We start from the raw sequence: 25,768 nt of genomic DNA, 5'->3' as shown, positions 1-25,768 counted from the left end.
CTTGGATGATCTGGTTTAAGGATGCCCGAATCGATCAGCGTCCGCCTAGTGGATGGCGACTCATCATCGTGATTCCACGGACATTAGCGACTGGCCAGCCCGAGTGAAAAAGCCGACAGTTGGGGGCTACCACGGGTCTGAATGCAGCCGCCCCCACCAGTCAGCACGAGCTGAGCGTGATAGCCTTTTTCTCTAATGGGCAACTTTGCGCCCGGCTCATCAGTCAGGAACAGGCCATGCTGTCGATTCGCAATTTGAGCAAAACCTATCGGGGGCGGCAAGCGCTGCAAAATCTGAGTTTAGACATTTTGCCGGGGGAAGTTTACGGGCTATTGGGGCCAAACGGTGCCGGCAAAACCACCACCATTAATCTGATTTGTGGGTTGTTGCAGGCAGATGAGGGGCAGGTGCTGGTCAATAACCAGGTGGCGGGAAGCGCGACGAAACCTTGGATTGGCGTCATGCCCCAGGAAAATTTGCTGTATCGATCGCTCACCTGCGAAGAGAACCTCCAATTTTTTGCCAAGATTTATGGGCTGCCCCGACGACGGCGATCGCTCCGCATTCAAGACTGTTTGGCGGCGGTGAGTTTGAGCGATCGCGCCCACACCCCAGTGGAAAACCTGAGCGGCGGGATGCAGCGGCGGTTGAGCTTGGCGGTGGCGATCGTCCATTCGCCCAAATTACTGATCCTCGACGAACCCACCACCGGGCTAGATATCGAAGCCCGGCACGAAGTGTGGAACTTGATTCGGCTGCTGAGTCGCGAGCAGGGCATGACCATTTTGCTCACGACTCATTTATTGGACGAGGCGGAACGACTGTGTCAACGCATCGGCATTATTAAGCAGGGCCAGCTGTTGACTGAGGGGACCTTGCCCGATCTGCGGCAGCGCATTCCCGCCTGCGAAATTATGACGGTGGAAACGAAGGAACCGGAGGCCGCGATCGCCCGCGCCCAGGAATTGGGCTTCACGCCTCGTCGCTATGGCTCAGAGCTGGCCTTCTGGGTGCCCGACGAGCTGGAACTGCGCGATTTGCTGGCGCGGTTCGACGGGGTGCCCCTCGATGCCATTTCCCGTAGCCCCGTCAAACTAGAGCACATTTATTTAGAGGTCACCCAAGGCACTATCCAGACTGAGGAGGCGATCGAAGTGGAGTAACCGAGCCCAAACATTTAAGCTAATCGATTTGAGTCGGTGCACTAAAATTAAGGCAAATGAGTCACGTGCAGACCCATGACTATCCAAGAAATCTACAGCCAAGTGACTCGGATTCTGTCACCAACGGATCGTTTACGTTTGGCAACGCTGATTCTGAATGACTTGGTTCAAGACAGCAGAAATATTGTTGACGACAATGATGCTTGGACGGAGCAGGATCAACTTGACCTATCGGCTTATGCCTTACAGCATGCGGTAGCTGTTTTTCCTGATGAGGAGATGACTGAGTGAGCATTAATCCAGGCGACGTTGTAACCGTTGACTTCCCAGGAGTTACAGGCACTAAACGTCGTCCCGCTGTCGTCCTTTCATCAACTACGTACCACACCCATCGTCCTGATGTGATTATTGGACTAGTGACTTCGCAGACCCAAAACATGGGCGTCACTGATTACGAGCTACAAGACTGGCAAATCGCTGGACTAAGGGTTAAGTCAATTTTCCGCAGCTTCGTCGTGACTTTGCCCCGCTCAGCCAACCTAGTCGTAATTGGTCAGTTATCCGAACGCGACTGGCAAGGTGTGAGCGCTTGTATCAGGGCTGCTATGGCGACTGTCTGAGCGCATTTCACTGTGAATGGTGAGAGAGCCCCTGATGAATGCCATCGATAAGCAGATAAATCAACTCATCAGGATCTTACTTTTCCGTACATCACTCAATACCGCCGCCGCTTACTGCTTAACCGAAAGATTAAATCTGTTTGCAAGAGAAGGGTATGGGACAGGAGATTGTGCAGGGGGAAACGATCGCGGCGATCGCGACGGCGATTGTGCCCCAGCAGGGCAGTGTGGGCATTGTGCGGCTGTCGGGAGCGGCAGCGGGAGCGATTGCCCAGACGCTGTTTCACGCGCCGGGACGACAACAGTGGGAAAGTCATCGCATTTTGTATGGTTACGTCCGCGATCCGCGCACCCAGCAGACGGTGGATGAGGCCCTCCTGCTGCTAATGGCGTCGCCCCGTTCCTACACCCGCGAAGATGTGGTGGAATTTCACTGTCACGGGGGCATCATGGCGGTGCAGCAAGTGCTGCAACTGTGTTTGGCCCAGGGTGCGCGATTGGCCCAACCGGGAGAATTCACCCTCCGCGCCTTTCTCAATGGTCGGCTCGACTTGACCCAGGCCGAGAGCATTTCGGAACTGGTGGGAGCCCAGTCGCCCCAGGCAGCCCAAACCGCGCTGGCTGGAGTACAAGGCAAACTCACAACCCCGATTCGCGAATTGCGATCGGCCTGTCTCGACATTTTGGCCGAGGTCGAAGCCCGCATCGATTTTGAAGATGACCTGCCGCCACTGGATGAAGCCGCAGTGGTCGACCAACTGGCACAGGTGTTGCAGTCAGTAACGGCGATCCTGGCGACAGCACACCAGGGAGAACTGTTGCGAGATGGGCTGAAGGTGGCGATTGTGGGACGGCCTAATGTCGGCAAGTCGAGTTTGTTGAATGCTTGGAGTCGCAGCGATCGCGCCATCGTCACCGACTTACCAGGCACCACCCGCGATGTGGTGGAATCGCAACTGGTGGTCGGCGGCATCCCCATCCAAGTGCTCGACACAGCCGGGATTCGCGAAGCCAGCGATCAGGTCGAAAAAATGGGCATCGAGCGATCGCGATCGGCGGCGCAATCTGCTGACTTGGTGCTGTTCACTATCGATGCCCAACAGGGCTGGACTCCCGCTGATGAGCAGCTTTATCAACTCATTCGTGAGCGCCCCATTATTTTGGTCATCAACAAACAAGATTTACTCGAATCGGCAGCATCCCTCGGCTTGCCAGACCGGGAGTTGCCCCAGGTCTATACGGCAGCGGCGCTCAACCAGGGCATTACCGATCTCGAAACTGTGATCTTGCAGGTGGTGGAGGGCGATCGCCTGCAAGCCAGCAATGTTGACATCACCATCAATCAACGTCAGGCTGCCGCCCTGACCCGGGCTCGCGCGGCGCTAGAGCAAGTGCAAACCACGATCGCCGATCAACTCCCCCTCGACTTTTGGACAATCGACCTCCGCGCCGCCGTCCATGCCCTGGGCGAAGTGACAGGCGAAGAAATCACCGAATCCATGCTGGACGAAATTTTTAGCCGCTTTTGCATCGGCAAATAAGGTGAGTTCATCTCGATGCTGAAATAACTCCGTAGGTTTGGGATCTCTTGCTGTCGTCGCCGCCTTGCGCTGTTTTCTCCACAAAAGTCACTCTATTGCTTATTTAACAAAGGTCTCACAACCAGTTGGGAGTACCAAGAAACCTAGAAGCCTTATCCGATTGCTCTCAATAGTTTGTGTAAACTCCCACACGCAACCTAATCTGCGAGGTCCAGGACGGCAGTTCGTCCTGGTCGATGGGGGTCTGGGGGCAAATCGAAATTGCCCCCAGTCGCCACAACCTAACGGAGTCGACATCTTCGCCTTACCAACCCCTGTCAGTCATGAGCAAAAGCCTTGCGATTCAAATCTTGACCAGACTCTTGCTAGACAAATAGCTGGTCAGCAGAAGCTCTAAGCCAACTGGATATGCTGCCATAAGTTCGCAGAACTGGTATTACCCGCCAATTTGCGACATAGTGCGGCTGTAGGCCCCGGTAGTGCCCGATTCTCGCATTTTGAAATTGATGTCGGGTTTCGCCCCCACCAATTCGGCCACTTGGGCGCGGATATCGGCCAGGGGGACGCCGCTGCGCAACTGTTCCCGCAAGTTGATTTGCCCGGTTTCGTTCAGCAGACAGGGGCGCAGCCAGCCATCTGCCGAGAGCCGCATCCGGTTGCAGCGATCGCAAAAGCACTCCGACATTTGGCTAATGAAGCCCAGCGTGCCCTGCGCTCCAGGAATCTGAAAAACATCCGCTGGGCCATTGCCCCGCACGCGACTTTCCACCAGGCCCCAGCGATCGCGAATCCGCTGCCGCAGTTCCTCCGACGGAATCCACCCGCGATGGGCAAACAGGTCGCCGTTCCCGATGGGCATGAATTCGATAAACCGAACATGCCACTCCCGCTCCAGCGTTAGCGCCGCCAGATCCAAAATTTCGCCATCGTTGACGCCTGGAATCACCACGACATTGAGCTTCAGCGGCGCAAAGCCGACGCGGTGAGCCGCTTGAATGCCCGCCCAAACCTCATGCCAGCGCGATTTGCCCCGTCCCCCAATAATGGTTTGAAAGGTGTCGGGGTCGAGGGAATCCAGGCTAATGTTGATGCGGCGCAGTCCGGCTTGCCACAACGCCTCGGCCTTTTGAGCCAGGAGGAAGGCGTTAGTGGTCATGGCCAGATCCTGGGTTTGGGGCAACTGGGCGATATCGCCGACAATTTCCACCACGTCGGGTCGCAGCAATGGCTCGCCCCCAGTCAGGCGAAAGCGGGTGAAACCGACGGGGATAAACACGTGTTGCAGCAAGGTGCGCAATTCGTCTCGGGTGAGCCAATCTTGCTGGAGGACATACGTGAGGTCTGCCCCCTCCGGCATACAGTACTGACACTGAAAGTTGCAGCGATCGATCAGACTGATGCGGAGATAGTCGATAGGGTTCATAACCAGGCAATCCGACGGACAATACACGAGACTTGCGATCGCACTCAGAGCGCGATCGCCCTATACTTTAGCAACATTTTGATTGTCAAAGTATGCTGCCCGATACGAATCTATCGCCAGACCCCAGAGCCGGATACACCTTGCCCGTGTTTGCCTGTGCCAGTGCGATCGCGGCCTTGCAGAAGTTGATCGCCCCCGACCAGACGCTAGATACTGTCGAGGTGAATTTGATTAACCCAGAACGCACTGCCAGCATTCCCGTCGAGCAAGTGGCGCAGTTGCCCGATGGATCAGCCCTGGCCATTACCCGCAGTGATCCTGGCGACAATCTCGATTTGACACGCCACACCCCTATCTGGGCCGTGGTGAGTTGGGGTTCGGCACGGCAGCCCGATCGCATTCGCCTTGAGGGCGGCGAGGGGGTAGGAAAACTGGAAAATCAGGGCGATCGCCCCGCGATCTATGCCTATGCTCAGCAGGTGATGCAGGCAAATCTAGAGCCGCTGCTCCCCCCGGACAAATCGCTCCAGGTGACGATTATTTTGCCCGAGGGGCGATCGCTGGCCCTGCGAACTTCCAATGCCGCCTTTGGCGTGGTAGACGGCCTGTCTTTGCTGGGTACGTCGGGCATTTCCGAGCCGCTCAGTGCGCCGGGGCAACTCGAAGCCTTTCGCCAAAATGTGCGAGAGCAGGCCCAGCAGTTCGATACACTCGTCTTTTGCGTGGGGGAAAATGGCTTGCAGCGGGCGCTGACGTTGGGCATTGCCGCCGAGCGACGGGTCAAAACGGGCAACTGGCTTGGCCCGCTATTGATCGAAGCGGCGCTATGCGGCGTCCAGGGCATTTTGCTGTTGGGCTATCACGGCAAGCTAATCAAACTGGCGGGGGGCATTTTCCACACCCATCATTATGTCGCCGACGGTCGCCAGGAAATTTTGAGTGCGATCGCTGCCGCCCAAGGACTACCCACCGCCGACGTCCAGCAATTGCTCGCCGCTGCAACGGTAGAAGCTGGATTGACTCACCTGCGGCAACTGGATCAAGCTCAATCGCAAGACTGGGTGCAGCGCATTTATCAGCCTCTCGTAGAACGGATTGATCAACGGGCGATCGCCTACATCCAGGCCAACGCCGATCGTTCCATCACGGTGGGAGCCGCCGTCTTTGATCGCCAGCGAGAAATCGTGGCCCAGAGCGATCGAGCCACCACACTCCTGCAAGCTCTTTTGGTAAGCTGTTAGGAATAACTTTTTTGAAGCCAGTTACACATTCTGCGGCTGAATGATTGAGACCGGATGAGACCCGCTATCATTCGGTGCAACTTCTAAAGATCAGCGTTAACGATAATTTTTTACCTCTAGTCCAGTTGTGTTAGTCGTTGTCGGTGCTTGAGAGGTGCGTCCTCCAAGTTGCCATTGTTGTCGTTTTTAACCACAGGATTGCTGCCGTGACTTCCCAAACTCACACTCCCACGACCCCTGCCGAGCCCAGCACCACTGCCCTCAATCGGCAGATGTTGGTAATTCTTGATTTTGGCTCTCAATATTCCGAACTGATCGCCCGTCGCATTCGCGAAACTGAAGTTTATTCCGAAGTTTTGTCCTATCGCACCACGGCGGAACAGCTCAAGCAGCTCAATCCCCAGGGCATTATTTTGTCGGGTGGCCCCAATTCGGTATATGACCAAGGGGCTCCCCACTGTGATCCCGAAATCTGGAACTTGGGCATTCCCGTACTGGGCGTCTGTTACGGCATGCAGCTCATGGTGCAGCAACTCGGCGGTCAGGTTGAGCGGGCAACCCGGGCCGAATACGGCAAGGCGTCCCTGTTGATCGACGACCCGACTGATTTGCTCACAAATGTGGAAGATGGTTCCACGATGTGGATGAGCCACGGCGACTCGGTGACTCAAATGCCCGCTGGCTTTGAGGTGCTGGCTCACACAGAAAATACGCCCAGTGCAGCGATCGCCGACCACCAGCGCAAGTTTTACGGCGTGCAGTTTCACCCCGAAGTGGTCCACTCCATCGGGGGCCAAGCGCTGATTCGCAATTTCGTTTACCACATTTGCGATTGCCAGCCCACCTGGACGACGGAAGCCTTTATCGAAGAGGCCGTGCGCGAGGTGCGGGCTAAAGTCGGCGATCGCCGGGTGTTGCTGGCCCTCTCCGGCGGGGTTGATTCTTCCACGCTGGCGTTTTTGCTGAACAAAGCGATCGGCGACAAACTCACCTGCATGTTTATCGATCAAGGGTTCATGCGCAAAGGGGAACCCGAACGTCTGGTCAAGCTCTTTGAAGAGGAATTCCACATTCACGTGAGCTATGTGAATGCCCGCGATCGCTTCCTGGCCAAGGTCGAAGGGGTCACCGATCCCGAGGTAAAACGTAAGCGCATCGGCCACGAATTTATCCGCGTGTTCGAAGAAGAATCACGCCGTCTTGGTCCTTTCGATTACTTAGCCCAAGGTACGCTGTACCCCGACGTGATTGAGTCCGCCGACACGAACGTCGATCCCAAAACAGGTGAGCGTGTCGCGGTGAAAATCAAGAGCCACCATAACGTCGGCGGCCTGCCCAAAGACCTGCAATTCAAGCTGGTCGAACCGCTCCGCAAACTATTCAAAGATGAAGTGCGAAAGTTAGGGCGATCGCTTGGCTTACCCGAAGAGATCGTGCGTCGTCATCCCTTCCCTGGACCAGGTTTGGCGATTCGCATTCTAGGCGAAGTCACCGCCGAGAAGCTGAATATCCTGCGCGATGCCGACTACATCGTGCGCGAAGAAATTCGGATTCGCGGCATGTACCACGATTTTTGGCAGGCGTTTGCCGTGCTGCTGCCGGTGCGCAGCGTCGGCGTCATGGGCGACCAGCGCACTTACGCTTATCCCATCGTGCTGCGCTGTGTCTCCAGCGAAGATGGCATGACAGCGGACTGGTCCCGTGCTCCTTACGACCTGCTCGAAGCGATCTCCAACCGCATCGTCAACGAGGTGAAAGGCGTCAATCGAGTGGTGTATGACATCACCTCTAAGCCCCCTGGCACTATCGAGTGGGAATAGAAGCTGATTGGGAGCTCCTTTTGAGGCATCAGTCAAGGAATTGATCAATGCCGTCAGACGAGGTTTAGGAATCACCCAGTTAGCGATTAACCTCTCCCAAAGGCGCAATTAAAAAGCCCCAGGCCAAAACCTGGGGCTTTCGCGTGACTATCTAGCTCAAAAATTTAAGCTGATGCTTTCTTCTTCAGCACGCTCCCCGCACCGACCGCACCAACCGCCAGCAAACCCAACATAGATGCGGGTTCAGGGACATCAGCGACGCCCGCAGTCTCAGTCAAAGAGACCTTAGTCCGGAAAATAGTGTACATGTCAGCCCCCCGCTCAGCAGTCTTAAGCCAGTCTGCATCACTATCGATTCCGGCAATGGTATTCCAGGGCCGAATACCATTCTTCCCAACTGTGGTACCGTCTTGCCAACCCCCGGCACTAATGGCTGTTCCGAGTTCATCGGCCTCAGGCACTGGGTTGCCAGCGCGAGTAAACGGGTTATCTTCGTTGAAGATATATTCCCAGTCTTCTGCGCTCGACAGGAGTTTCTCACCATCGACTTCAAACTCGCCAATCCAGGCTTCAGCGACAGAAGCATCGTCCCAAGTTACTAAATACAAATAATCGTTATTGTTCACCTCAAAGTTCCAGGTTTCGGGCAGAGACCAGTTATACCGACCTGGAGCACCAGAACCGCCTGTTTCGTTACGCCCTACAAAGTTCAGGATGCTGCCATCTTCGTTGCCATAAAACAATCCATAAAAGTTATCTGCTGTGACGGTCGCTTTTACACTGGCAGCTTCTGCTGACTGCGAACCCGCCATTACTAAACCAGCGGTGAGCGCGACGCCTAGAGTTAAGCCAGTAAGGGATGATTTCATATCTTTAAACGCTGAATCTGTGACATCCTTATCTTTGCCTGGTCCCCTCATCCTTTAGTGATAAGTCAGCTGATTATTGATGCAAAGTTAACAATTCTCTTCTCCCAAGTGAAGTGACTTTTAATAGAGGTAAAACGATTGCTTAAATCAGTCAGTCTTTAGTTATGAATACTGATACTCATTCATTCTTTTTAGAGGGTGCAAAAGTTTTCTGTGCGTGGTTTCAGCGGAAACATGGACTATTGCCAACAGTTTTACCAACTTCACATGGCTGTAGACCGTTAAATTTCGGAGCAACGCTCAGGGTTCTCCGGAATTTCTCTGCCCTAATAGAATGAGCACGTTGGCATTCTGTCTGCGAAGGCAAAACGATGCCACCTGAGCACCGCGCAGCATGAATTTTCCACTACTTTAAGCATAGGAAAACTGAGGCACGAAGAGTCTCAACGGATAGAACGACTGCTGCCTTAAAGTCATTACATTTGGGCTCTCAGGCTGATCTCAGCGCACTTACAATAACGGCCTACTCAAATTACAGACGCGGTATAACGACACTGAGCTAACTGAGAGGCTTATATTTAAACAACAAAAACGCTGGAGGCTTTGCAGCATTCCAGCGTTTTGATCATGAGCACTTTATCCCTAATTTAAGCCCTTCAATCTTCCAACCTAAGAGACTGGAGTGGGACGGCTACCGACGGAATGGCGATCGATCACCTGGTCGATCAGACCATATTCCATCGCCTCGTGGGGCGACATAAAGAAATCGCGCTCGGTATCCGCAGCAATCTTATCGAGGGGTTGCCCCGTATTTTCAGCCAACGCCTTATTCAGCAAATCTTTGAGATAAAGAATTTCTTTGGCTTGAATCTCAATATCGGTCGCCTGGCCCTGGGCACCGCCCAACGGTTGGTGAATCATAATGCGAGAGTTAGGTAAGCTCATGCGCTTGCCCTTTTTGCCAGCGGTGAGCAAAAACGCCCCCATGCTGGCCGCCAAACCAACGCAGATGGTGCAAACATCGGGACGAATGTGATTCATCGTGTCAAAAATCCCGAGTCCCGCTGACACTGACCCGCCGGGAGAATTGATGTAGAGGTAGATATCTTTCTCCGGGTCTTCAGCTTCCAGAAACAGCATTTGCGCCACGATCAAGTTCGCCGAGTCGGCGGTGACTTCTTGGCCCAAAAAGACGATGCGCTCTCGCAACAGACGAGAATAAATGTCAAAGGCGCGCTCACCACGGCCAGACTGTTCAATAACGGTTGGGATCATCGACGTCAATTCCATCTACTGCTTTCTATGATTCTACCGATTTGTTAGGGCGGTCGCGGGTCAGATTCCCGGCCAGCCGATGCAATTTTGAGCAATTGGCAACATTGTAGGGGTGACTGTCGATGCCGAGGCGATCACAGCTCATCATCAGGCCAATCACATTACCGTGGTAATGGCCGCGATCGCCTGATTGATATGGTCAGCCACTTGCGGCTTTGTTAAAAACTCTCCATAGTCGGCCACCGTATCCATGCCAATCAGGCCCAATACTAATTCGGACGACAGCCACAGCGTTCCTTTTAGCAGAGTCTTGCGCCATCTCGCTTGAGCGCTCGCTTGAATCTTTTTTGCCATCGTACTTAACCACTGACTTTATGATTAAGAACTGTAAACAGATGTGTGCCCCCAAGCAATCCGGTTCTTACACCCGGCAGGTGCGGAGATCGCGCCACCCAGTTGACCAGATCGCTGCGCAGCGCTGCTCCAGCATTTTTTCGATAGCAATGTGCCATATTGATTTGGTCGGCCCAGGCCCTCATCCGCGATCTGAGCCCTAGAGCGGCCAACATCAAGCCTTTGGGTTAAGGAGTAGAAGGCTGTAACAGCACCTGTACTGTCCCCTTGAGCACCTGTTTCAGGCTTCGCTGTTGCTGGGCTTGGGCGGCGACGGCCCCCGCCAGTCGTCTGAGCCGGAAGGCTTGTCTGAGTAATGGTGATGTCTGCGCCAAGGCTCCTTCATACCACCAATGGCGGTGCTTATTCAGCACAATCACATCGCCCCAGCGGTAGGGCTCTGCCAAGGTCAAATAGCAGGCTGCTTTACCCCAACCATCTTCGAGGGGAAAGGCACCCCAAGCAGCGGCTTCGGCCGGGGTTGGGAATTGCCAGAACTGGGAAAAGGCTTCTAGTAACGCCTCACACAAATTAGCCTGAGGATTGAGCAGCGCCGCATCGAGCAGCAGTTGATCGGCTACGCAGCACATGGTTTCTCGCACCAGTGGAAAGCCCCAATCCATAATCCGCTCGTTAGACTCGGCTGCCAACAGGGGCTCGACCCGATCGCCCTGAACCTGATAGCCGATGACCGAACCGTGGTCTGCACTACACACAGATTCCAAAAATCCCGTCAGGCCTGGGCGATCGAGAAAGCCAAGCTTGAAACGGGCGTCATAGAGGTAGACCTCAGGCAGGGGATAGCGCGTTGGCTTCACCTCGGCACGCAAGCCCAGGTAAAAGCTTGCCGGTGGCTCGATCTGGGCAGTGGCTAAGACTGTGGCGAGGGCCAAGTGTAGAGTTGCCCCCGTCCCTAGATCGATAAAGCCCACCTGTTGAGTCTCTAGCAGACCTTCCTGCTCCAGATACTGCATCATCACTGCCCGCTGCTGAGCCGCAGACTGCAAAATTTGCTGTCGCAACTCAGGCTCCGTCAATAGCGCTTGGCGCAAGCGCTGACGCTCTGCCGCACTCAGATTGCGCTCCCAGTTTTGGGCGGATAATCCGAGACGCTCCAGCGGTTCGGCGATCGCCTCAGGTTCGAGGGCAAACCGAGCTAACACAATCCGCACAGAGAGGTAATCAACGTCCTTGCTGAGCGGGAAAATGCCGTCTAACTCGGTTTCATCCAAAGTAGTAAGACTGGGCAACAGCCAAGCCTGGCGACTGCCGTAGAGATAACAAAGCTCGCAGTCAAAATCGAGTTTGGGTAACAGTCGCCGGGCAATTTCTAGCAAAATCTGGCCGTCACGAGCGACAAAGTAAAGTCGCTTGAGCCCCAGCTGCTGAGCTCGCTTGAGCGTCCAGAGCGTAAAGCCAATCAGCAAGGGGGCAGCGACCCCCGCCGCCACATCTCGTAAAGCCTGGGTGCGCTTACAAGGGGCTGGCACCGTGAGTCGGGCCAGACGGGCCGCCCCGGCCACAGCTGACGACAACCCCTCCGTTTGCCAGGTGTAGGATTCCAAGATCTTCTCATAACGGTTGAGATTGCCCTGGAGAAAGGGCTCAACACGGAGCCCAGCGCGCTTGGCCGCACCCACGTCTGACCATTGGCTGTTGCCGCAATGAGACGCCGCAGCGGGTTCGATCGCTTCGCGCTGGAGCATCGTGTCATAAAGCTGGCCCGAAGCCTTGGACTGAGCATAATCACAGGAGACATAGAGGCGATCGCCTGGCAAAAAGAGGCCATGGCGTTCCAGTTGGCTTTGGATAAAGCGATGACCGATGTACATGTCAGACAAAAACAGAATCTTCTCGCCGCGATCGCGCGCCGCCTGTAGCTTGGCCCGGCAGGCAGGAATCGGCTGGAGCAAGGCTGCCTCTAACTGCTCTTCTACCGCCATCAGCTGGTTGCAGTGGGAGGCAGGCAAACGCAACACAACCCCGACTTCGCGATAGATCTGCTCCAGGGTGACATTGGAATCAAGCCCCCCCGCATTGTCGAAGGCGCGTTGTTCAGCGGCCTGCCGAATCCGCGCAAAGGCTTCGGCTGAGCAATCGATCAAGGATAATTGCTGCAGCTTTTTGCCTAGCAACAAAAAGCTCGACTCCGGTGAGCCCACCGTCCGCGTCAAGACGGTATCAAAAACATCAAAAGAGGCAATTTTAACCATGCTAATTATCTCCGTCCGTCAATTAAACCTTCACTACAGAAAGATTTCGGAATGCTCTTTTCAATTATTTTTCTAGAGAATAAAGGGCCATTTTCGTGTACACACATCGATAACACTAGGCAGAATTGTTGGAACAAGCGATCAGAAAAATCTCTGTGCCTTGCTGTAAAATCTCGCCGCGTGGAATGGCAATGCAGATTTGGCGCTGTTTCACTCAGCGGATTGCTGAAATAGCAACGGTCGAATTTGATGCCACGCTCGCAACCGCGATCGCCGCCGACCTTGACGCTTAATCCATAGATTTTTTGAAATACAAAATATAAATGCGTGCCACGGTCACGACAATGGCTAAATACAAACGTAAATATCTAGACCCTTAAAGTTTTAGCTAAACTACTTTCTCAAAGCCAATGTATCAGTTAGTAAAATCACTGAGAAAGTCAGGAATTCTAATTCATCTAATCTTCATAAAACTGACGAAATTGACGCTCTTATGGACATTAGAGTTCATCAACTGAGTACTCCCTGGCTTTGGGGTAAGGCAACGCCCGGACTGACACCTCCAATCTGGTGAGGGGTCCCATGGTGGCCCAATTCCGCAGATTTTCCGCAAGGGTTATAGCAGTCCGCAGTAAGGTACCAACAGGCAAGGGGCTTAAGCCCCTTGTTCCGCAGCATGGGGATGTACGGAGCTATTTACGCGGCGCTATAACAATGAATTGAGTTTGATTTTGGGCCATTAGCCAGTCGGGGGCAGACTTGCTTTACACGGTCAATCTTGCTGACTTGGCTGTGTGGATGGGGCGGCTGAACGCTCAGGGAGAGTTCGGTGAGTAGCGGCGCGGCGGTACATTTGGTCGTAAATGTGGCGAGCAATCGCGGGCAAGATGGTCTCGTGGGCAGAAAAGACGGCATCGTTGGCAAATACCACCAGGGCAAAGCGTACTGTTTGGTCAGGTGAGGCAATGATGGCAGCTTCTTGGCGACCATCGTCAAAGGTGAAACCGAGTTTGGTGTATAGCAGGGTGTCTGGAGGCAGATATTCCCCAAAAAAGCCCGCGATCGCATTGTCCTCTTCCCATTGCCACACCGCTGGGTCAGGGTTGTGATACAGGTGTTGCTTGATGCGATCGCTGGCAGCGGGGGAGATGGCTTGTCCGGTCTCAATCTCGTAAAGCAGTCGGGCCACCGCCGCCGTGGTGAGATAGTTGCGGCTGAGGGCACCAGAGGCGGCTACGGATGCGCCATTAGCAAACTGCAAGTCGCGCCCAGTGCGTGTTTCCATCTCTAAATCCGGGATGGGAAGGGTTTTGTGGGCAATATTCAAGTCTGGGTAATTGGCCCTCAGAAAATAGTCATTTAAGCGGGTTCGGGCGGCCACCCAAGTCGGCAATTCGGTAGAAGATAGAGCCTCCCCAGAGGTTGTCTGGGTCAAAGCATCCACAATGCGGCTCGATGCCCCATTGTTGGAATAGTGGGCCATCAGCAACTCATCATCGCGGTAAACATCGACCTCAGGCTGCAAGATATCAGCGTCGTAGAATCCATACAGCGCCACCAGCCAAAACAGCTTGACAATGCTGGCCGGATAGCGGGGCTGTTGATCTTGGTAGGCCGCATAGTCACAACATTGGTCCGTCAAATCGACCAAGCTGATGGATACGGCCTCTGTCGGTAAGTCTTGGGCAGCAATCAACGCCACGGCCTCATCCACAATGTGCCTGAGACTCGGCGACGGCGTTGGCGTACTCGCTTGAAAAAAGGGGGGTTGAACGGTCACCGGATAACGGGGGCGATCGCCCATTGTTTGCACATCATCCAGCCCCACAAAGCTGCGGGTGAGCATTGAGGGAGTGATCGCGGAGATGGCCGAAACGCTCGTTGCTGGGACCGCGATCGGGCCACAATCGCCCGATGCCAGGAGCCGCCCGAAGAATGGAGCCGCATCACAAACCGCTGTTTCTACCGCCGTTGGGGTCAGCCAGTGGGCACGGGGCAGACTGTGGACGCTGAACGCTGTAAGCATGCCGACGACAAAGCCCGCCAGGGGCAAATCTCGCCACAGGGTGTACTTTGACCATCGATAGCGAAACGGAATGGCCATAGCAGCGCAGAGACCCCTCAAATAAACTGCCGCTGATTATAGAAGAGCTTTGGGGTAATGTGACGCTCTCTCCTCTCATGATTGGCGGGCGCAGTTCTCACCCATGCCTAACTAGGGGTTGGCGGCGGCATTGCCCAACTCAGCCGCGATCAGCGCATTAACCTGCTCTAGCAGCATTTCAGGATCAAGCGGTAGAGGGGCGATCGCGTCTACATGGTGCGTCGCGGCTTGGGCGACCTGATTGTCCGTCAAGGCCAGAATTTTCACTGGCGCGGTGACCAGCGAATCCCGCAGGGCCGTAATCATGCGCTGACCGTCGATGCTGCTGAGATGCATATTCAAAATCACCACGGTGGGCTGCAAGAGGGCGACTTGTTCCACCACTCGCGACCCCTCAATCATCCAGATCACTTGGTAGCCCGCTGCCGTCAATAAATCACAGAGCAAACCGGCCCGATCTTCCTGGTCTTCTACCAGCACGATCCGTCCGACCACTGGCTGCACCAGCGCCGTCTCCAGGGTGGCCGTCTCAGAGCCGGGCGAGGGCGATGACCCCAAGCGTTGGGCTGGCAGGCGTACGGTAAACACGGAGCCCACCCCCACCCGCGAGTTGACCGAGACGGTGCCGCCATGAAGTTCGGCCAGTTGCTTGGTCAACGCCAAGCCCAGACCCGTGCCAGAATATTGGCGCTGACGGCTGGCTTCTAATTGCTGGAAGGTCTGAAATAGCTGCGACAGTTGCTCTTCAGAGATACCAATCCCAGTATCTTCAATTTGAAAAACGGCGACCTGCTGTTCGCGCCAGACCCGCAGGTTAATCCTGCCGCCTTCGGGAGTGAATTTCAGGGCGTTGCTGAGTAAGTTTTCGAGAATTTGCGTGATGCGGCGCGGATCGCCCGTAAACGAATCTTGGTTTTCGAGCAGGGTGGACTCAAAGTTGATGTCGATGTGGCGATCGCGGGCAGTTTTGCGAAAGGGGTCGAGCGATCGCTGGCCCAGGCGCGTCAGGGAGAGCGCTTGGATTTCCAGAATGACCCGACCCGACTCGATTTTCGCCATTTCTAAAATGTCATTGATGACCGCTAACAGTCGCTCACCACTGTCATAAATGGTCTGCAAATAGGTGCGTTGCCGCTCGTTCAACTCTCCCAATGACCAGCGCAGCAGCGTTGCTGACATCCCAATAATGCAGGTCAGGGGTGTGCGTAGTTCGTGGCTCATGGTGGCCAAAAATTCGCTTTTGGCTAAGTTGGCCGACTGGGCCGCCGCCAACGCATCTTTGAGATCTTGAGTGCGGTTGATCACACACACTTCCAAAGACTGGGCTTGTTCCCGCAGTCGGGCATACAGCTCGGCCTGTTGAATCGCCACGGCCAAATGCTCAGCAATGCCCTGCAAAAACTTGAGTTCCTGCTCTGTCCAGACGCGAGACCGGGTGCATTGATGGGCAATGAGCAGCCCCCAAAGATCTCCTTTCACTAGAATGGGTGCGATGACTTTGGCCCGAACCTGGGCCTTTTGCAGAAAGTTTTGCAAACAGGGGGTATCCCGGTACGCCTGCGCTATGTCATTAATCGAGATCGGCAAACCGGCACTGTATTTTTCACGACAGTAGGTTTGATCGTCAAAGCAATATTGCTCGTGAAAATGTTTGACTGAGTCAATCGTGGGGGCGGCGAGGGACTCATAGGTAATGTAACCGGGGCCGGGAACGGCGGGTTCTCCGGCTGCCATAGCTGACAAGGCTGACGGCGGCGGTGCTGGGGGAAACTGATAGATCAACAGGCGATCAGTCGCTAAGGACTGGCGCACCTCGGCCACAGTCGTAGAAAGGATCACCTCTAAATCTAAGCTGTCGCGGATTTTGGCAATCACTTGACTGAGCAGTTCGCCCTGCTCTAGCTGACGGTCGAGACGGTTTTGGACATTGCCCGACGCTGCCACTGTCGCCTCAAGGGAAGCAACCGCCTGAGACGTGGGTGCCGCCGTCAACAGTGGCAGCAGGGTCATCAGCAACTCGGTGCCACCCGCTCCTGAGCGATCGCGCAGGCGATGTTCGGCTACGGCCAATGGCTGCGTGATTGGCTGTGCCCAAACACTATGCGACCAGTGGTGGATGACGCCCAAAATTTGCTGCGGCTCGGTCATCAGGCCAACCGTTTCCGTAGCCTCTGGTTGGGCCATGGGGTCAGGCTCTCCCCCCGGTTGATGCACCAGTAGGGCCTGCGTGGTGGGCGTCACGATCAGAAGCCAGCTTTGCCACTGGAACGAGGCTGAAGGGCCATCATGCCCCAGGGTGGGAAAGCCCCGATCCGCGTCTGAGAGGCGTAAAGACTTGGGCGCATCCGCCAGGTGCCAGAGGGCTCGCCGCAGTTGCTGATAGGCCGACTCTGAGAGAGTCCGCACTATCAACTCTGAATTTTTGGGAAATAGAGTCATAGTTTCTGCGGTGAGAGCGCCCGTTGCTGAAGCTGCATGGCAATTTAAGCTAACTGCCGGGTCAAGAAAACTGGCGCATCCTCAATGACGGTGAGGGCATTGAGCAGTGCCGCGTCACGGTCTGCTGTTCGGTGACATTGGCGGTGATCGCCTTCGCCCAGTTGGGCAATTAGGGATAGCCAGATCAGTCGAAGATGCACCGCTCTGGACTGCCAAGCACATGACCTGGAGACTCAAAGCAACGTCCCAAACATGGTAGCGGTCTAATTCGACATCCCTGGGCAGATGCTAGAGTTCCTTCAGATTTCGTGGTTGAGCGTTAAGGAATTGGCATGCATAGATTAGCGGCCACACCCGGCGGGTGGAGTCCCGAGGTGGATGGGGTGATTTTTGTCGAGCAGTCCCCGGCCCCAATCGTGGTGCTAACCGCGGCGGACACCGATATTCAGTGTTTGGCACGGGTGGCCGAGCATTGGCCCGAGTCGGCCCCAGCCCTCCGAGTCGCTAATCTGCTCCAACTCCAGCAGCAGTTGGCGATCGATGCCTATGCCGACACGGTGTTGAGCCAGGCCCAGGTAATTATCGTGCGATTGTTGGGCGGACGGGCCTACTGGTCATATGGGCTAGAGGTAGTTAAGGCGATCGCCGCCGAAAACAAGACAGCGCTGATTGTCCTCCCCGGTGACGATCGCCCCGATCCTGACCTGATTAGCCATTCCACCGTGCCGCTGACGGTAGCCCACGAGTTGTGGCGCTACTTAAATGAGGGCGGCATCGACAATTGGCGGTATGGCTTGATGGCCGTGGGAGATCGCTATCTGCATACCGATTTGCGCCCCCCCGAGCCGACCCCCGTGCCGCCGTTGGGTCAGTACCCTTGGGATGCGGCCCAAGGCCCGTCCCCCCTGGCAACTCCCCCAGCGCAACGGGCATCGGCCACCGTAGCCCCGGCCAGGGTCGGCATTTTGTTTTACCGGGCTCACTATCTGGCGGGCAATACCGCCCCCATTGACTCGCTCTGTCAGGCGTTACAGGCGCGAGGACTGCACCCGCTGCCGCTGTTTGTGTCATCCCTGCAAAGTCCTGACATTCAGGCCGATTTGCGCGATTGGCTGCGCCCCAAAGACGCGCCTGGGGTGGATTTATTGTTGAATACCACCAGCTTTGCGATCGCCAAGCTCAACACGGCGACGCCTCAGCTAGATCTCTGGCAGCAGCTCGATGTCCCGGTGCTGCAAGTCATTCTCAGTGGGGGCACACAGGCAGCGTGGCGGCAAAACCCGATGGGACTGAGTCCCCGCGATATCGCCATGAATGTGGCCTTGCCGGAGGTGGATGGCCGCATCATCACGCGGGCAGTGTCGTTCAAAACCGCCGCCCAGCGCAGCGATCGCCTCGAAACCGACGTGGTCACTTATGAGCCCGTGGGCGATCGCATTCAGTTTGTCGCCGATTTGGCCGCCAACTGGGTCACGCTCCGCCGCACCCCCGTGGCCGAGCGGCGCATCGCCCTGGTGCTGGCCAACTATCCCAACCGGGACGGGCGACTCGCCAACGGGGTGGGGCTGGATACGCCCCAAAGCTGTGTGGAAATCTTGAAAGCGCTGCAAGCCGAGGGCTACACCGTTACGGACATTCCCCAAGATGGCGACGACCTGATCCAACGGCTGACGACCGGGGTGACGAACGACCCCGAAAGTTGGGCCATGCGTCCCATCACCCAAACCCTCTCGATGGCCGAATACAAGGCAGTTTGGGCACAGTTGCCGCCATCGGTGCAGGCAGGCATGAAGCAGCAATGGGGAAGGCCGGACGAGGAGCGATCGCGCTATTCCCCGCCGCCGGATGATGCCTGGCCCATCGCGGGATTGCAGTTGGGCAATGTGTTTGTGGGCATTCAGCCCAGCCGGGGCTACGACCTCGACCCCTCGCTGAACTATCACGCGCCGGATCTGGTACCGACCCATGCTTATCTGGCGTTTTATACCTGGTTACGACAACAATTTGGCGCGCAGGCGATCGTCCATGTAGGCAAGCACGGCAATTTGGAATGGCTCCCCGGCAAGGGCATCGGCCTGTCGGCGGACTGCTATCCCGAAGCAATGTTGGGTGCGATGCCGCACCTGTATCCCTTTATTGTGAATGATCCGGGGGAGGGTGCCCAGGCCAAGCGCCGCGCCCAAGCGGTGATTGTGGATCACCTGACGCCGCCCCTCACCCGCGCCGAACTCTACGGCCCGCTGCAACAGCTCGAAGGCTTAGTCGATGAATATTACGAAGCGCAGAGCCTGGATCCGAGTCGGTTGCCAGCCATCCGCGATCGCTTGCTCGACATCCTCAAAAGCAGCCATTTGCTAGAGGACTTCGCGGGCGATCGCTCGGCCACACTAGCCCCCACCACAGCTTGGAACGACGACCAATTTGCCACCCTACTGCCTTCGGTCGATGGCTATCTCTGTGAGCTGAAAGAAGCGCAGATCCGCGACGGGCTGCATATTTTGGGGCGCTGCCCCACGGGTCGGCAACTGCGCGATTTAGTGGTGGCGATCGCCCGCCATCCTGCTGGGGAACGGGTGGGCCTGACGCGGGCGATCGCCCAAGCCTGGCACCTCGACCTCGACCCGCTAACCGACGACTTAGGCCAAACCTGGCAACTGCTTGCCGATCACGCCGTCCCGCCATCCCAGCGCGATGAACTCGCCTCATGCCGGACAGTTGGCGATGGAGTCGCCATCCTTGAAGCGCAAGCCCAGCAATGGGTCGAAGCGCTGATTGCGGATCGTCCCCTCCCGGCAGATAACTCGCCGCTGGCCTCCGCTCTGGCGACAGAGCTGCAATGGCTACAGACATCACTGCTGCCCCACCTGCGGCAAACCGATCGCGAAATTTCCGCTCTGCTGGCAGGTCTGGACGGGCGCTATGTGCCCAGTGGGCCAGCGGGTGCCCCCACCCGTAACCGCCCCGATGTCTTACCCACCGGACGCAACTTCTACTCGGTAGATATTCGCGCCATACCCACCGAGAGCGCGTGGGACGTGGGTCGGAATGCTGCCGAAGTGCTGGTGGAGCATTACACCCAGGAAAATGGCGAATATCCTCAAAGTTTGGGGTTGTCGGTGTGGGGCACGTCCACCATGCGCACCGGGGGCGACGACATCGCCGAAGCCCTGGCCCTGCTCGGCGTGCGTCCCGTGTGGGACGGCCCGTCGCGGCGGGTGGTGGATTTTGAAATCTTGCCGATCGCCCTCCTCGGTCGCCCCCGCGTGGATGTCACCTTGCGGGTGTCAGGCTTCTTTCGCGATGCCTTTCCCAACCTGATTGACCTGTTTGACCAGGCGGTGGAGGCTGTCGCTGCCCTGCCCGAAACTGCCGACGAGAATCCCCTGGCGGCTAAAGTCAACGCGGAAACAGCAACTTGGCAACGGCAGGGATTGACGGCAGCGCAAGCGCAGGCGCGATCGCGCTATCGGATCTTCGGCTCTAAACCAGGCGCCTACGGAGCCGGTCTCCAGGGCCTGATCGAGGCGCAAAATTGGACGACGGATGAGGACTTAGCCCGCGCCTACGTCAACTGGAGCAGCTACGCCTATGGTCGCCACGCCCAGGGCCGCTCCGCCCCGGAAGCCTTTCAGGCTCGCCTGGAAACCATGCAGGTCGTCTTGCACAATCAGGACAATCGCGAACACGATCTGCTGGATTCCGATGATTACTACCAGTTCCAGGGAGGCCTGACGGCGGCGGTGAAGGCCGCATCGGGGCGATCTCCCCACACCTACTTTGGTGACCATGCCGTGGCCGAAAATCCCAAAGTGCGATCGCTGGCCCAAGAAATTGCCCGTGTCTACCGTTCCCGCGTGGTCAACCCCAAATGGATTGCCGGAGTCAAACGCCACGGCTACAAGGGCGCGTTTGAAATGGCGGCTACGGTGGATTATCTATTCGCCTACGATGCCACCACCCACTGCGTCGCCGACCATATGTATACCGGGGTTGCCCAGGCTTATGTACTCGATGATGACACCCGCGCCTTTGTGCAAAAGGTTAATCCGTGGGCTTTGCGTGACATGGCCGAGCGCCTGCTCGAAGCGCACCAGCGCCAACTCTGGGCCGATGCCCCAGCGGAGATGCTGGCAACCCTACGCGATATCGTCCACACCGCCGAAGCCGACATTGAAGGCCATCAACAAGCCTTCGTAAACTAGCCTGTCGTCCCCTAGGCAATGCCGGATTCACTGTTAAAATAGCGGGGATCGTTCCTTTCACACACAGTTTGGAGTTAAACCCATGGAGCCTGTATCCACTGACGTGGTTCAGCAGGTCGCGGCCTACTTCAGCATTCTGGGCGAACCGATGCGGCTCAAGATTTTGAATCTGCTGCGCGATGGCGAAAAATGCGTTCAGGATCTGGTGGAAGCCACCGCAACGAGCCAGGCCAATGTCTCCAAGCATCTCAAGGTGATGCTGCAAGCAGGCATGTTGGCCCGACGCTGCGAGGGCACTGCCGCCTACTACAGCGTGACCGACGATCTGACCTACGAGCTGTGTACCCTGGTGTGCGATCGCCTCGCGACCCGCATTGAGCAGCAAGCCCAGAGCATTCGCGCCTTTAGCCTCTCCCCGTCTTCTCGTCAAAGCTGACTTTGTGGCCTACCGGTCAAAGGCGTAATCGTTGGGGTTGGGCAGTGCCCAAGTATCTGATTAGCGTCAATCCACTCATTCAGTAAGAATCCCTCTTGGGAGGGGCGAAGGGGTGGGTCGGCCCGGTAAAACTCAACGGGGTAAACCCACCCCGCCCTGCGGCCACCCCTCCAGTGGAGGGGATACTGCGGAACGCTAAACAACGTGCCCCACCCGTACAGCTTCTTGGTGGGTCTGGAGAGGTGATTTCAGCGCCTTGTTCCTGAGCAAGAGAGATGCAAGGAACTCTCTGCGCGACACTATAGCCGCGATCGCAGGTGTCTCTAACCTTCCGGCGGCGCTTCAACGCCAAAGTCGGTAGCCAAATCATCGCGAGTCATCGGCTGTCGCACTTCTAAGCCTTCACCCCCGAGCAGCGTCAGCGGCTCACCTTCGACATCAATCCATACCGCCTCATCAGGGTCAAAGGCCGTGGCGGTGTAGATGATCTGAGCCAAGCGGCCAATCATCGAGGCACTGCCGCCACCGAAGGTGAAATCTTCCGACAGATTGACATGCACCCCATCGGACTCCACCGAGAGGGCCAGCAGTTCGGTTTGCTCAGGAATGCCAGTGGCGAACCCCTCACTGTCCGGGCCACCCATGAGATTGCTGAAAGCCAGTTCTAGGGCATCCGCATCGCTCGCATTGACGGGGATTTCAATGGTGGCGGGGTTCAGGGCGACAGTCGTACCGTCTGCCGAGAGCCAGTAAAGCGTTCCCGACTGATCGGGATTGACCGCCACCTCCGATTCCGGTGGATCGGGGACTTCGATCTGGTCGGTAGCGGGCGGATCAAAGCCCTCGGGGACGGCGTCGCCGTCGATTTCGAGTTCCGGAAATTCGGCGGTCGGGGCCGTCGGGGCGATCGCTTTCCAGGTAAACCAGGCGGTGGCACTACCAGCACTGAGGACGATCGCGGCGAGGGCGATCGCAATCCCTAAGGGGGGTCTCCGTCGGGTCGTTTTATCTTCCATTACTGAAGCCCTCAACACACTATCTATAGCTTGGCACGGCGGCCAACTTTACCGGGGCTATATTATGACACTTCTTCTCAGTGGGAATGCGCAGAGTCGTGGAATGACGGCGCTTCAAGCCGCTGCTGGGGGATCACTCGTCGGCCAAATCGAGCAGCGGCGAATTCGGATCAACCCGCACGTAAACCACCAGGTTGATCTGTTCCGGCTGCAGCTCAAACTGCAAGACCCGCGCGACCACCGCTAGGGCATCAAACTGCTTGAGGGTGAGTTCTGACGCAATGCCTTCAGTAAATGCCTTAATCAGCTGCTGAGGCACCGCCTGACCATCAATGACGATACTGGGGTCTAGCAACACCAGCTGATGACCATCGACAACTTGAATGCCGGTTTCGACGAGGGCTTCGACCTGTTCTTGCTGCACACGATCGGCCAAATCCACCGTCACGCGCACCCGATTGCCTTCCAGGGCAGTGACCTGTGGATTGCTCAAGCCATAGCGGTTGCGCTCCCGTTCGGAGGCTCCGGGCAGATTGAACTCCAACCTGTTGAGCAGTTCTTGCACACGGGGCGATCGCAAAAAGGCGTTGATATCCTCGGTGTTGAGCACCACATGCATAGCAGCCTGAATCGGCTCATCCAGCGCAAACTTGCCGTCTTGCAGAGCGGGCAAGTCAATGTCAATAGGATCCGTTTCCACATCGAGCACGTCAATGCGCAGTTCGGGAATCGGGGAAATGCCCCGTCCGGCAAAGCGGACGCGATCGACCCGACCTCCAACAAGCCGGAAGTTGGGCGTATTGTCGATCCGCACATCGATGAGTTCAGCCTGATAAAGATTGTCGCGAATCAAGCCCTCAGCGATCTGATCCGCCACTAACCCGACGGGTGAGATCAGGGTGAATAGGCTAGAGATAATGATGGTGATCCATTCCATCGCGATGACCTCTTTGAGCGAAGTAGGGGTGCGGGAGGAGCCGGGGGCTCAATCTCATCGAGACGCAGACAGATGATTGGGGCCGCTGCCAACCTCACCGCCTGCGGCACCTCCCCTTGCGAAGGAGAGGTTTATGAAGACTCCGGTTCCTCTCCTTGAGTCAGGAGAGGTGAGGTGAGGTTAACGCAACTTGCCGCCTACAGAGCATCGGCGACCCACTGTTGGAGGGTAGGCACCACGTCGGCGATCTCGATTTCTTGGGATTCCCCGGTGGCTCGCTGCACCACTTCGACTTTGCCACTTTTCAGCGATCGCCCGGTGACAATCCGGAAAGGAATGCCCACCAGTTCGGAATCCTTAAATTTGACCCCGGCCCGTTCGTTGCGATCGTCCAGCAGCGTCTCGACCCCGGCGGCGTTGAGATCGGTATAAAGCTGCTCGGCGGCGGTCATCTGGGCCTCATCGCTGACGTTGGGCACCACGACGATCGCGTGATAAGGGGAGATCGCTACTGGCCAGATAATGCCGTTCTTATCGTGGGATTGCTCCACCGCTGACTGGGCGAGACGCGAAACGCCGACGCCGTAGCAGCCCATCCACAGGGGCACCTCTTCCCCCGATTCGGCGGTGTAGGTCGCGCCCATGGCCTGGGAATATTTTTGTCCCAGTTGAAAGATATGGCCGATTTCGATGCCGCGTGCAGTTTTCAGCGTTTGGGTCGGATCATGGGTGGCGCGATCGCCCGCTTGGGCTTCCCGCACATCCACCACCAGCGACGGTTTGGGATAATCCTGATCCCAGTTGCCGCCGACCGTGTGATAGCCCGACTCATTCGACCCGGTGACAAAGTTCTGCAAATCAACGGCAGTCTGATCCACCATTCTGAGGAACTTCGGCTCCACATCTTTGAGCCCCGACTGGATGTAGTCATCCGCCAGATCTGGCGCAATGTAGCCCAGCGGCAGCGGTTTGGCGGCCCACTTGCCCTGCATGTCTTCATCGGGAACGTCCAAGGCAATCACTGCGCTGGCCCCATAATTGCCCGCCAGCTTCGACAGCTCATTTTGCAACTTGGTGTCGTTCACATCCTGATCGCCGCGAATGTTGACCAGCACGAGCACGGTGCGCCCCGTGTCGTACACCACTTGATACAGTACGTTCTTCACGATTTGGGTGGGCGAGCATTTGAGTAGCTGGGATAGCGATTCAATGGTCGGGGTGTTGGGGGTGTCCAACTTTTCAAATTTTGTGAACGTGGAGGGCACGGCATCGGCGGGCAACGAAATCGCCTTTTCCACGTTGGCGGCGTATTTGCCGTCTTCGGTATACAGCACCTCGTCTTCGCCCGCATCCGCCAGGACCATGAACTCGGTCGAGCCGGAGCCGCCGATCGCCCCCGAATCCGCATCCACGGCGCGAAACTTCAGGCCGCACCGCTGCAAAATGTTGGTGTACGCGGTGTACATATCCTGATACGTGGCTTTCAGGCTGTCTTCATCAGCGTGGAAGGAGTAGGCATCCTTCATGATGAATTCGCGACCGCGCATCAGACCAAACCGGGAACGGATTTCGTCGCGAAACTTGGTCTGAATTTGATAGAGATTCAGCGGTAATTGGCGATAGGAGCGGATCATGTCACGGGCGATCGCGGTAATCACCTCTTCGTGGGTTGGCCCCAGCCCCATTTCCTGATCGCGGCGATCGATCAGCGAAAACATGATGCCTTCCGCTTTGGTGTAGGTATCCCAGCGACCCGACTCCTTCCAGAGATCGGACGGCTGCAGTTGGGGCAACAAACATTCCTGCGCCCCGGTGGCATCCATTTCTTCGCGCACAATGGCCGAAATCTTATTCAGCACCCGCCACAGCAGCGGCAAATAGGCATACACCCCACTGGCGATGCGCCGCATATACCCCGCCCGCAGCAGCAGCTTATGACTGGGAATTTCCGCCTCAGCGGGGTCTTCTCGCAGGGTAACGAACAACATCTGAGAGAGGCGCATGGGGCAATCTCCTGCCTACAACATTCCATCCCAGCATTGTAGAGACTTTTGGCCTGAGGCTAAAGCGTTCTTC

At 56.5% G+C, this 25,768-nt stretch carries 19 protein-coding genes; 8 read left to right on the top strand and 11 right to left on the bottom strand.

Annotated elements, in window-relative coordinates; genetic code table 11:
* Nucleotides 1-236: 236 nt before the first annotated feature.
* The 4 genes from DYY88_RS20535 (at nucleotide 237) to mnmE (ending at nucleotide 3,324) form a co-directional block, all read left to right on the top strand.
* Entirely contained in the window at nucleotides 237-1,163 is a 927-nt protein-coding gene (locus DYY88_RS20535; RefSeq protein WP_039729943.1) for an ABC transporter ATP-binding protein, read from the top strand.
* A 75-nt stretch (nucleotides 1,164-1,238) separates the two neighbouring features.
* A complete protein-coding gene (locus tag DYY88_RS20530) occupies nucleotides 1,239-1,454 on the top strand; it encodes a hypothetical protein (RefSeq protein WP_039727229.1) in 216 nt (71 codons plus the stop codon).
* A complete protein-coding gene (locus DYY88_RS20525) occupies nucleotides 1,451-1,783 on the top strand; it encodes a type II toxin-antitoxin system PemK/MazF family toxin (RefSeq protein WP_039727227.1) in 333 nt (110 codons plus the stop codon). The genes DYY88_RS20530 and DYY88_RS20525 overlap by 4 nt, the downstream gene beginning before the upstream one ends.
* A 155-nt stretch (nucleotides 1,784-1,938) precedes the next feature.
* Nucleotides 1,939-3,324 carry a tRNA uridine-5-carboxymethylaminomethyl(34) synthesis GTPase MnmE gene (gene mnmE, locus DYY88_RS20520; RefSeq protein ID WP_039727225.1) on the top strand — a complete coding sequence of 462 codons (1,386 nt, stop codon included), beginning with the start codon at nucleotides 1,939-1,941 and terminating at the stop codon, nucleotides 3,322-3,324.
* Between the two features lie 436 nt (nucleotides 3,325-3,760).
* Here the strand turns inward: mnmE and moaA are convergent, their stop codons facing one another.
* Nucleotides 3,761-4,747 (bottom strand): GTP 3',8-cyclase MoaA, encoded by a 987-nt coding sequence (gene moaA, locus DYY88_RS20515; RefSeq protein ID WP_039727224.1) that lies wholly within the window; start codon nucleotides 4,745-4,747, stop codon nucleotides 3,761-3,763.
* 92 nt (nucleotides 4,748-4,839) lie between these two features.
* On the opposite strand from moaA, the gene cbiD reads away from it, so the two are divergent.
* Together cbiD and guaA are read left to right on the top strand one after the other, a co-directional pair.
* Entirely contained in the window at nucleotides 4,840-5,988 is a 1,149-nt protein-coding gene (gene cbiD, locus DYY88_RS20510) for a cobalt-precorrin-5B (C(1))-methyltransferase CbiD (protein ID WP_039727223.1), read from the top strand.
* A gap of 206 nt (nucleotides 5,989-6,194) precedes the next feature.
* Entirely contained in the window at nucleotides 6,195-7,808 is a 1,614-nt protein-coding gene (gene guaA, locus DYY88_RS20505) for a glutamine-hydrolyzing GMP synthase (protein WP_039727222.1), read from the top strand.
* A gap of 164 nt (nucleotides 7,809-7,972) precedes the next feature.
* Here guaA and DYY88_RS24555 read toward each other — a convergent pair whose 3' ends face one another.
* The 7 genes from DYY88_RS24555 to DYY88_RS24325 all read right to left on the bottom strand — a co-directional run bounded on the left by DYY88_RS24555 (nucleotide 7,973) and on the right by DYY88_RS24325 (nucleotide 17,301).
* On the bottom strand, nucleotides 7,973-8,677 hold the full coding sequence (locus DYY88_RS24555; protein ID WP_201279010.1) for a PEP-CTERM sorting domain-containing protein: 705 nt from the start codon (nucleotides 8,675-8,677) through the stop codon (nucleotides 7,973-7,975).
* Nucleotides 8,678-9,346: 669 nt separating this feature from the next.
* Nucleotides 9,347-9,952 carry an ATP-dependent Clp endopeptidase proteolytic subunit ClpP gene (gene clpP / locus DYY88_RS20495; RefSeq protein ID WP_039729942.1) on the bottom strand — a complete coding sequence of 202 codons (606 nt, stop codon included), beginning with the start codon at nucleotides 9,950-9,952 and terminating at the stop codon, nucleotides 9,347-9,349.
* 156 nt (nucleotides 9,953-10,108) lie between these two features.
* Nucleotides 10,109-10,306 (bottom strand): hypothetical protein, encoded by a 198-nt coding sequence (locus tag DYY88_RS20490; protein WP_039727219.1) that lies wholly within the window; start codon nucleotides 10,304-10,306, stop codon nucleotides 10,109-10,111.
* Nucleotides 10,307-10,533: 227 nt separating this feature from the next.
* Nucleotides 10,534-12,558, bottom strand: coding sequence for an HAD family hydrolase (locus DYY88_RS20485; protein ID WP_039727217.1), 2,025 nt, complete (start codon nucleotides 12,556-12,558; stop codon nucleotides 10,534-10,536).
* A 772-nt stretch (nucleotides 12,559-13,330) separates the two neighbouring features.
* Nucleotides 13,331-14,662 (bottom strand): serine hydrolase, encoded by a 1,332-nt coding sequence (locus DYY88_RS20480; RefSeq protein ID WP_039727215.1) that lies wholly within the window; start codon nucleotides 14,660-14,662, stop codon nucleotides 13,331-13,333.
* 111 nt (nucleotides 14,663-14,773) lie between these two features.
* Nucleotides 14,774-17,101, bottom strand: coding sequence for a hybrid sensor histidine kinase/response regulator (locus DYY88_RS20475; protein WP_052288447.1), 2,328 nt, complete (start codon nucleotides 17,099-17,101; stop codon nucleotides 14,774-14,776).
* A 44-nt stretch (nucleotides 17,102-17,145) separates the two neighbouring features.
* A complete protein-coding gene (locus tag DYY88_RS24325; RefSeq protein WP_160299559.1) occupies nucleotides 17,146-17,301 on the bottom strand; it encodes a hypothetical protein in 156 nt (51 codons plus the stop codon).
* A gap of 132 nt (nucleotides 17,302-17,433) precedes the next feature.
* On the opposite strand from DYY88_RS24325, the gene cobN reads away from it, so the two are divergent.
* Together cobN and DYY88_RS20465 are read left to right on the top strand one after the other, a co-directional pair.
* Nucleotides 17,434-21,303 (top strand): cobaltochelatase subunit CobN, encoded by a 3,870-nt coding sequence (gene cobN, locus DYY88_RS20470; RefSeq protein ID WP_039727213.1) that lies wholly within the window; start codon nucleotides 17,434-17,436, stop codon nucleotides 21,301-21,303.
* Between the two features lie 82 nt (nucleotides 21,304-21,385).
* Entirely contained in the window at nucleotides 21,386-21,739 is a 354-nt protein-coding gene (locus tag DYY88_RS20465) for an ArsR/SmtB family transcription factor (RefSeq protein ID WP_039727211.1), read from the top strand.
* Nucleotides 21,740-22,062: 323 nt separating this feature from the next.
* Here the strand turns inward: DYY88_RS20465 and DYY88_RS20460 are convergent, their stop codons facing one another.
* From DYY88_RS20460 to proS, 3 genes are all read right to left on the bottom strand, one after another.
* Entirely contained in the window at nucleotides 22,063-22,755 is a 693-nt protein-coding gene (locus tag DYY88_RS20460; protein ID WP_039727209.1) for a GerMN domain-containing protein, read from the bottom strand.
* Nucleotides 22,756-22,888: 133 nt separating this feature from the next.
* Nucleotides 22,889-23,692, bottom strand: coding sequence for an LmeA family phospholipid-binding protein (locus tag DYY88_RS20455; protein WP_039727207.1), 804 nt, complete (start codon nucleotides 23,690-23,692; stop codon nucleotides 22,889-22,891).
* Nucleotides 23,693-23,889: 197 nt separating this feature from the next.
* On the bottom strand, nucleotides 23,890-25,695 hold the full coding sequence (gene proS, locus DYY88_RS20450; RefSeq protein ID WP_039727205.1) for a proline--tRNA ligase: 1,806 nt from the start codon (nucleotides 25,693-25,695) through the stop codon (nucleotides 23,890-23,892).
* Nucleotides 25,696-25,768: the final 73 nt, after the last annotated feature.

Origin of the sequence: Leptolyngbya iicbica LK (assembly GCF_004212215.1) — a bacterium.
In the GTDB taxonomy this organism is placed as follows: domain Bacteria; phylum Cyanobacteriota; class Cyanobacteriia; order Phormidesmidales; family Phormidesmidaceae; genus Halomicronema; species Halomicronema iicbica.
The sequence above is the reverse complement of the archived record's forward strand: the minus strand, read 5'-3'. Positions and strand labels throughout refer to the sequence as shown.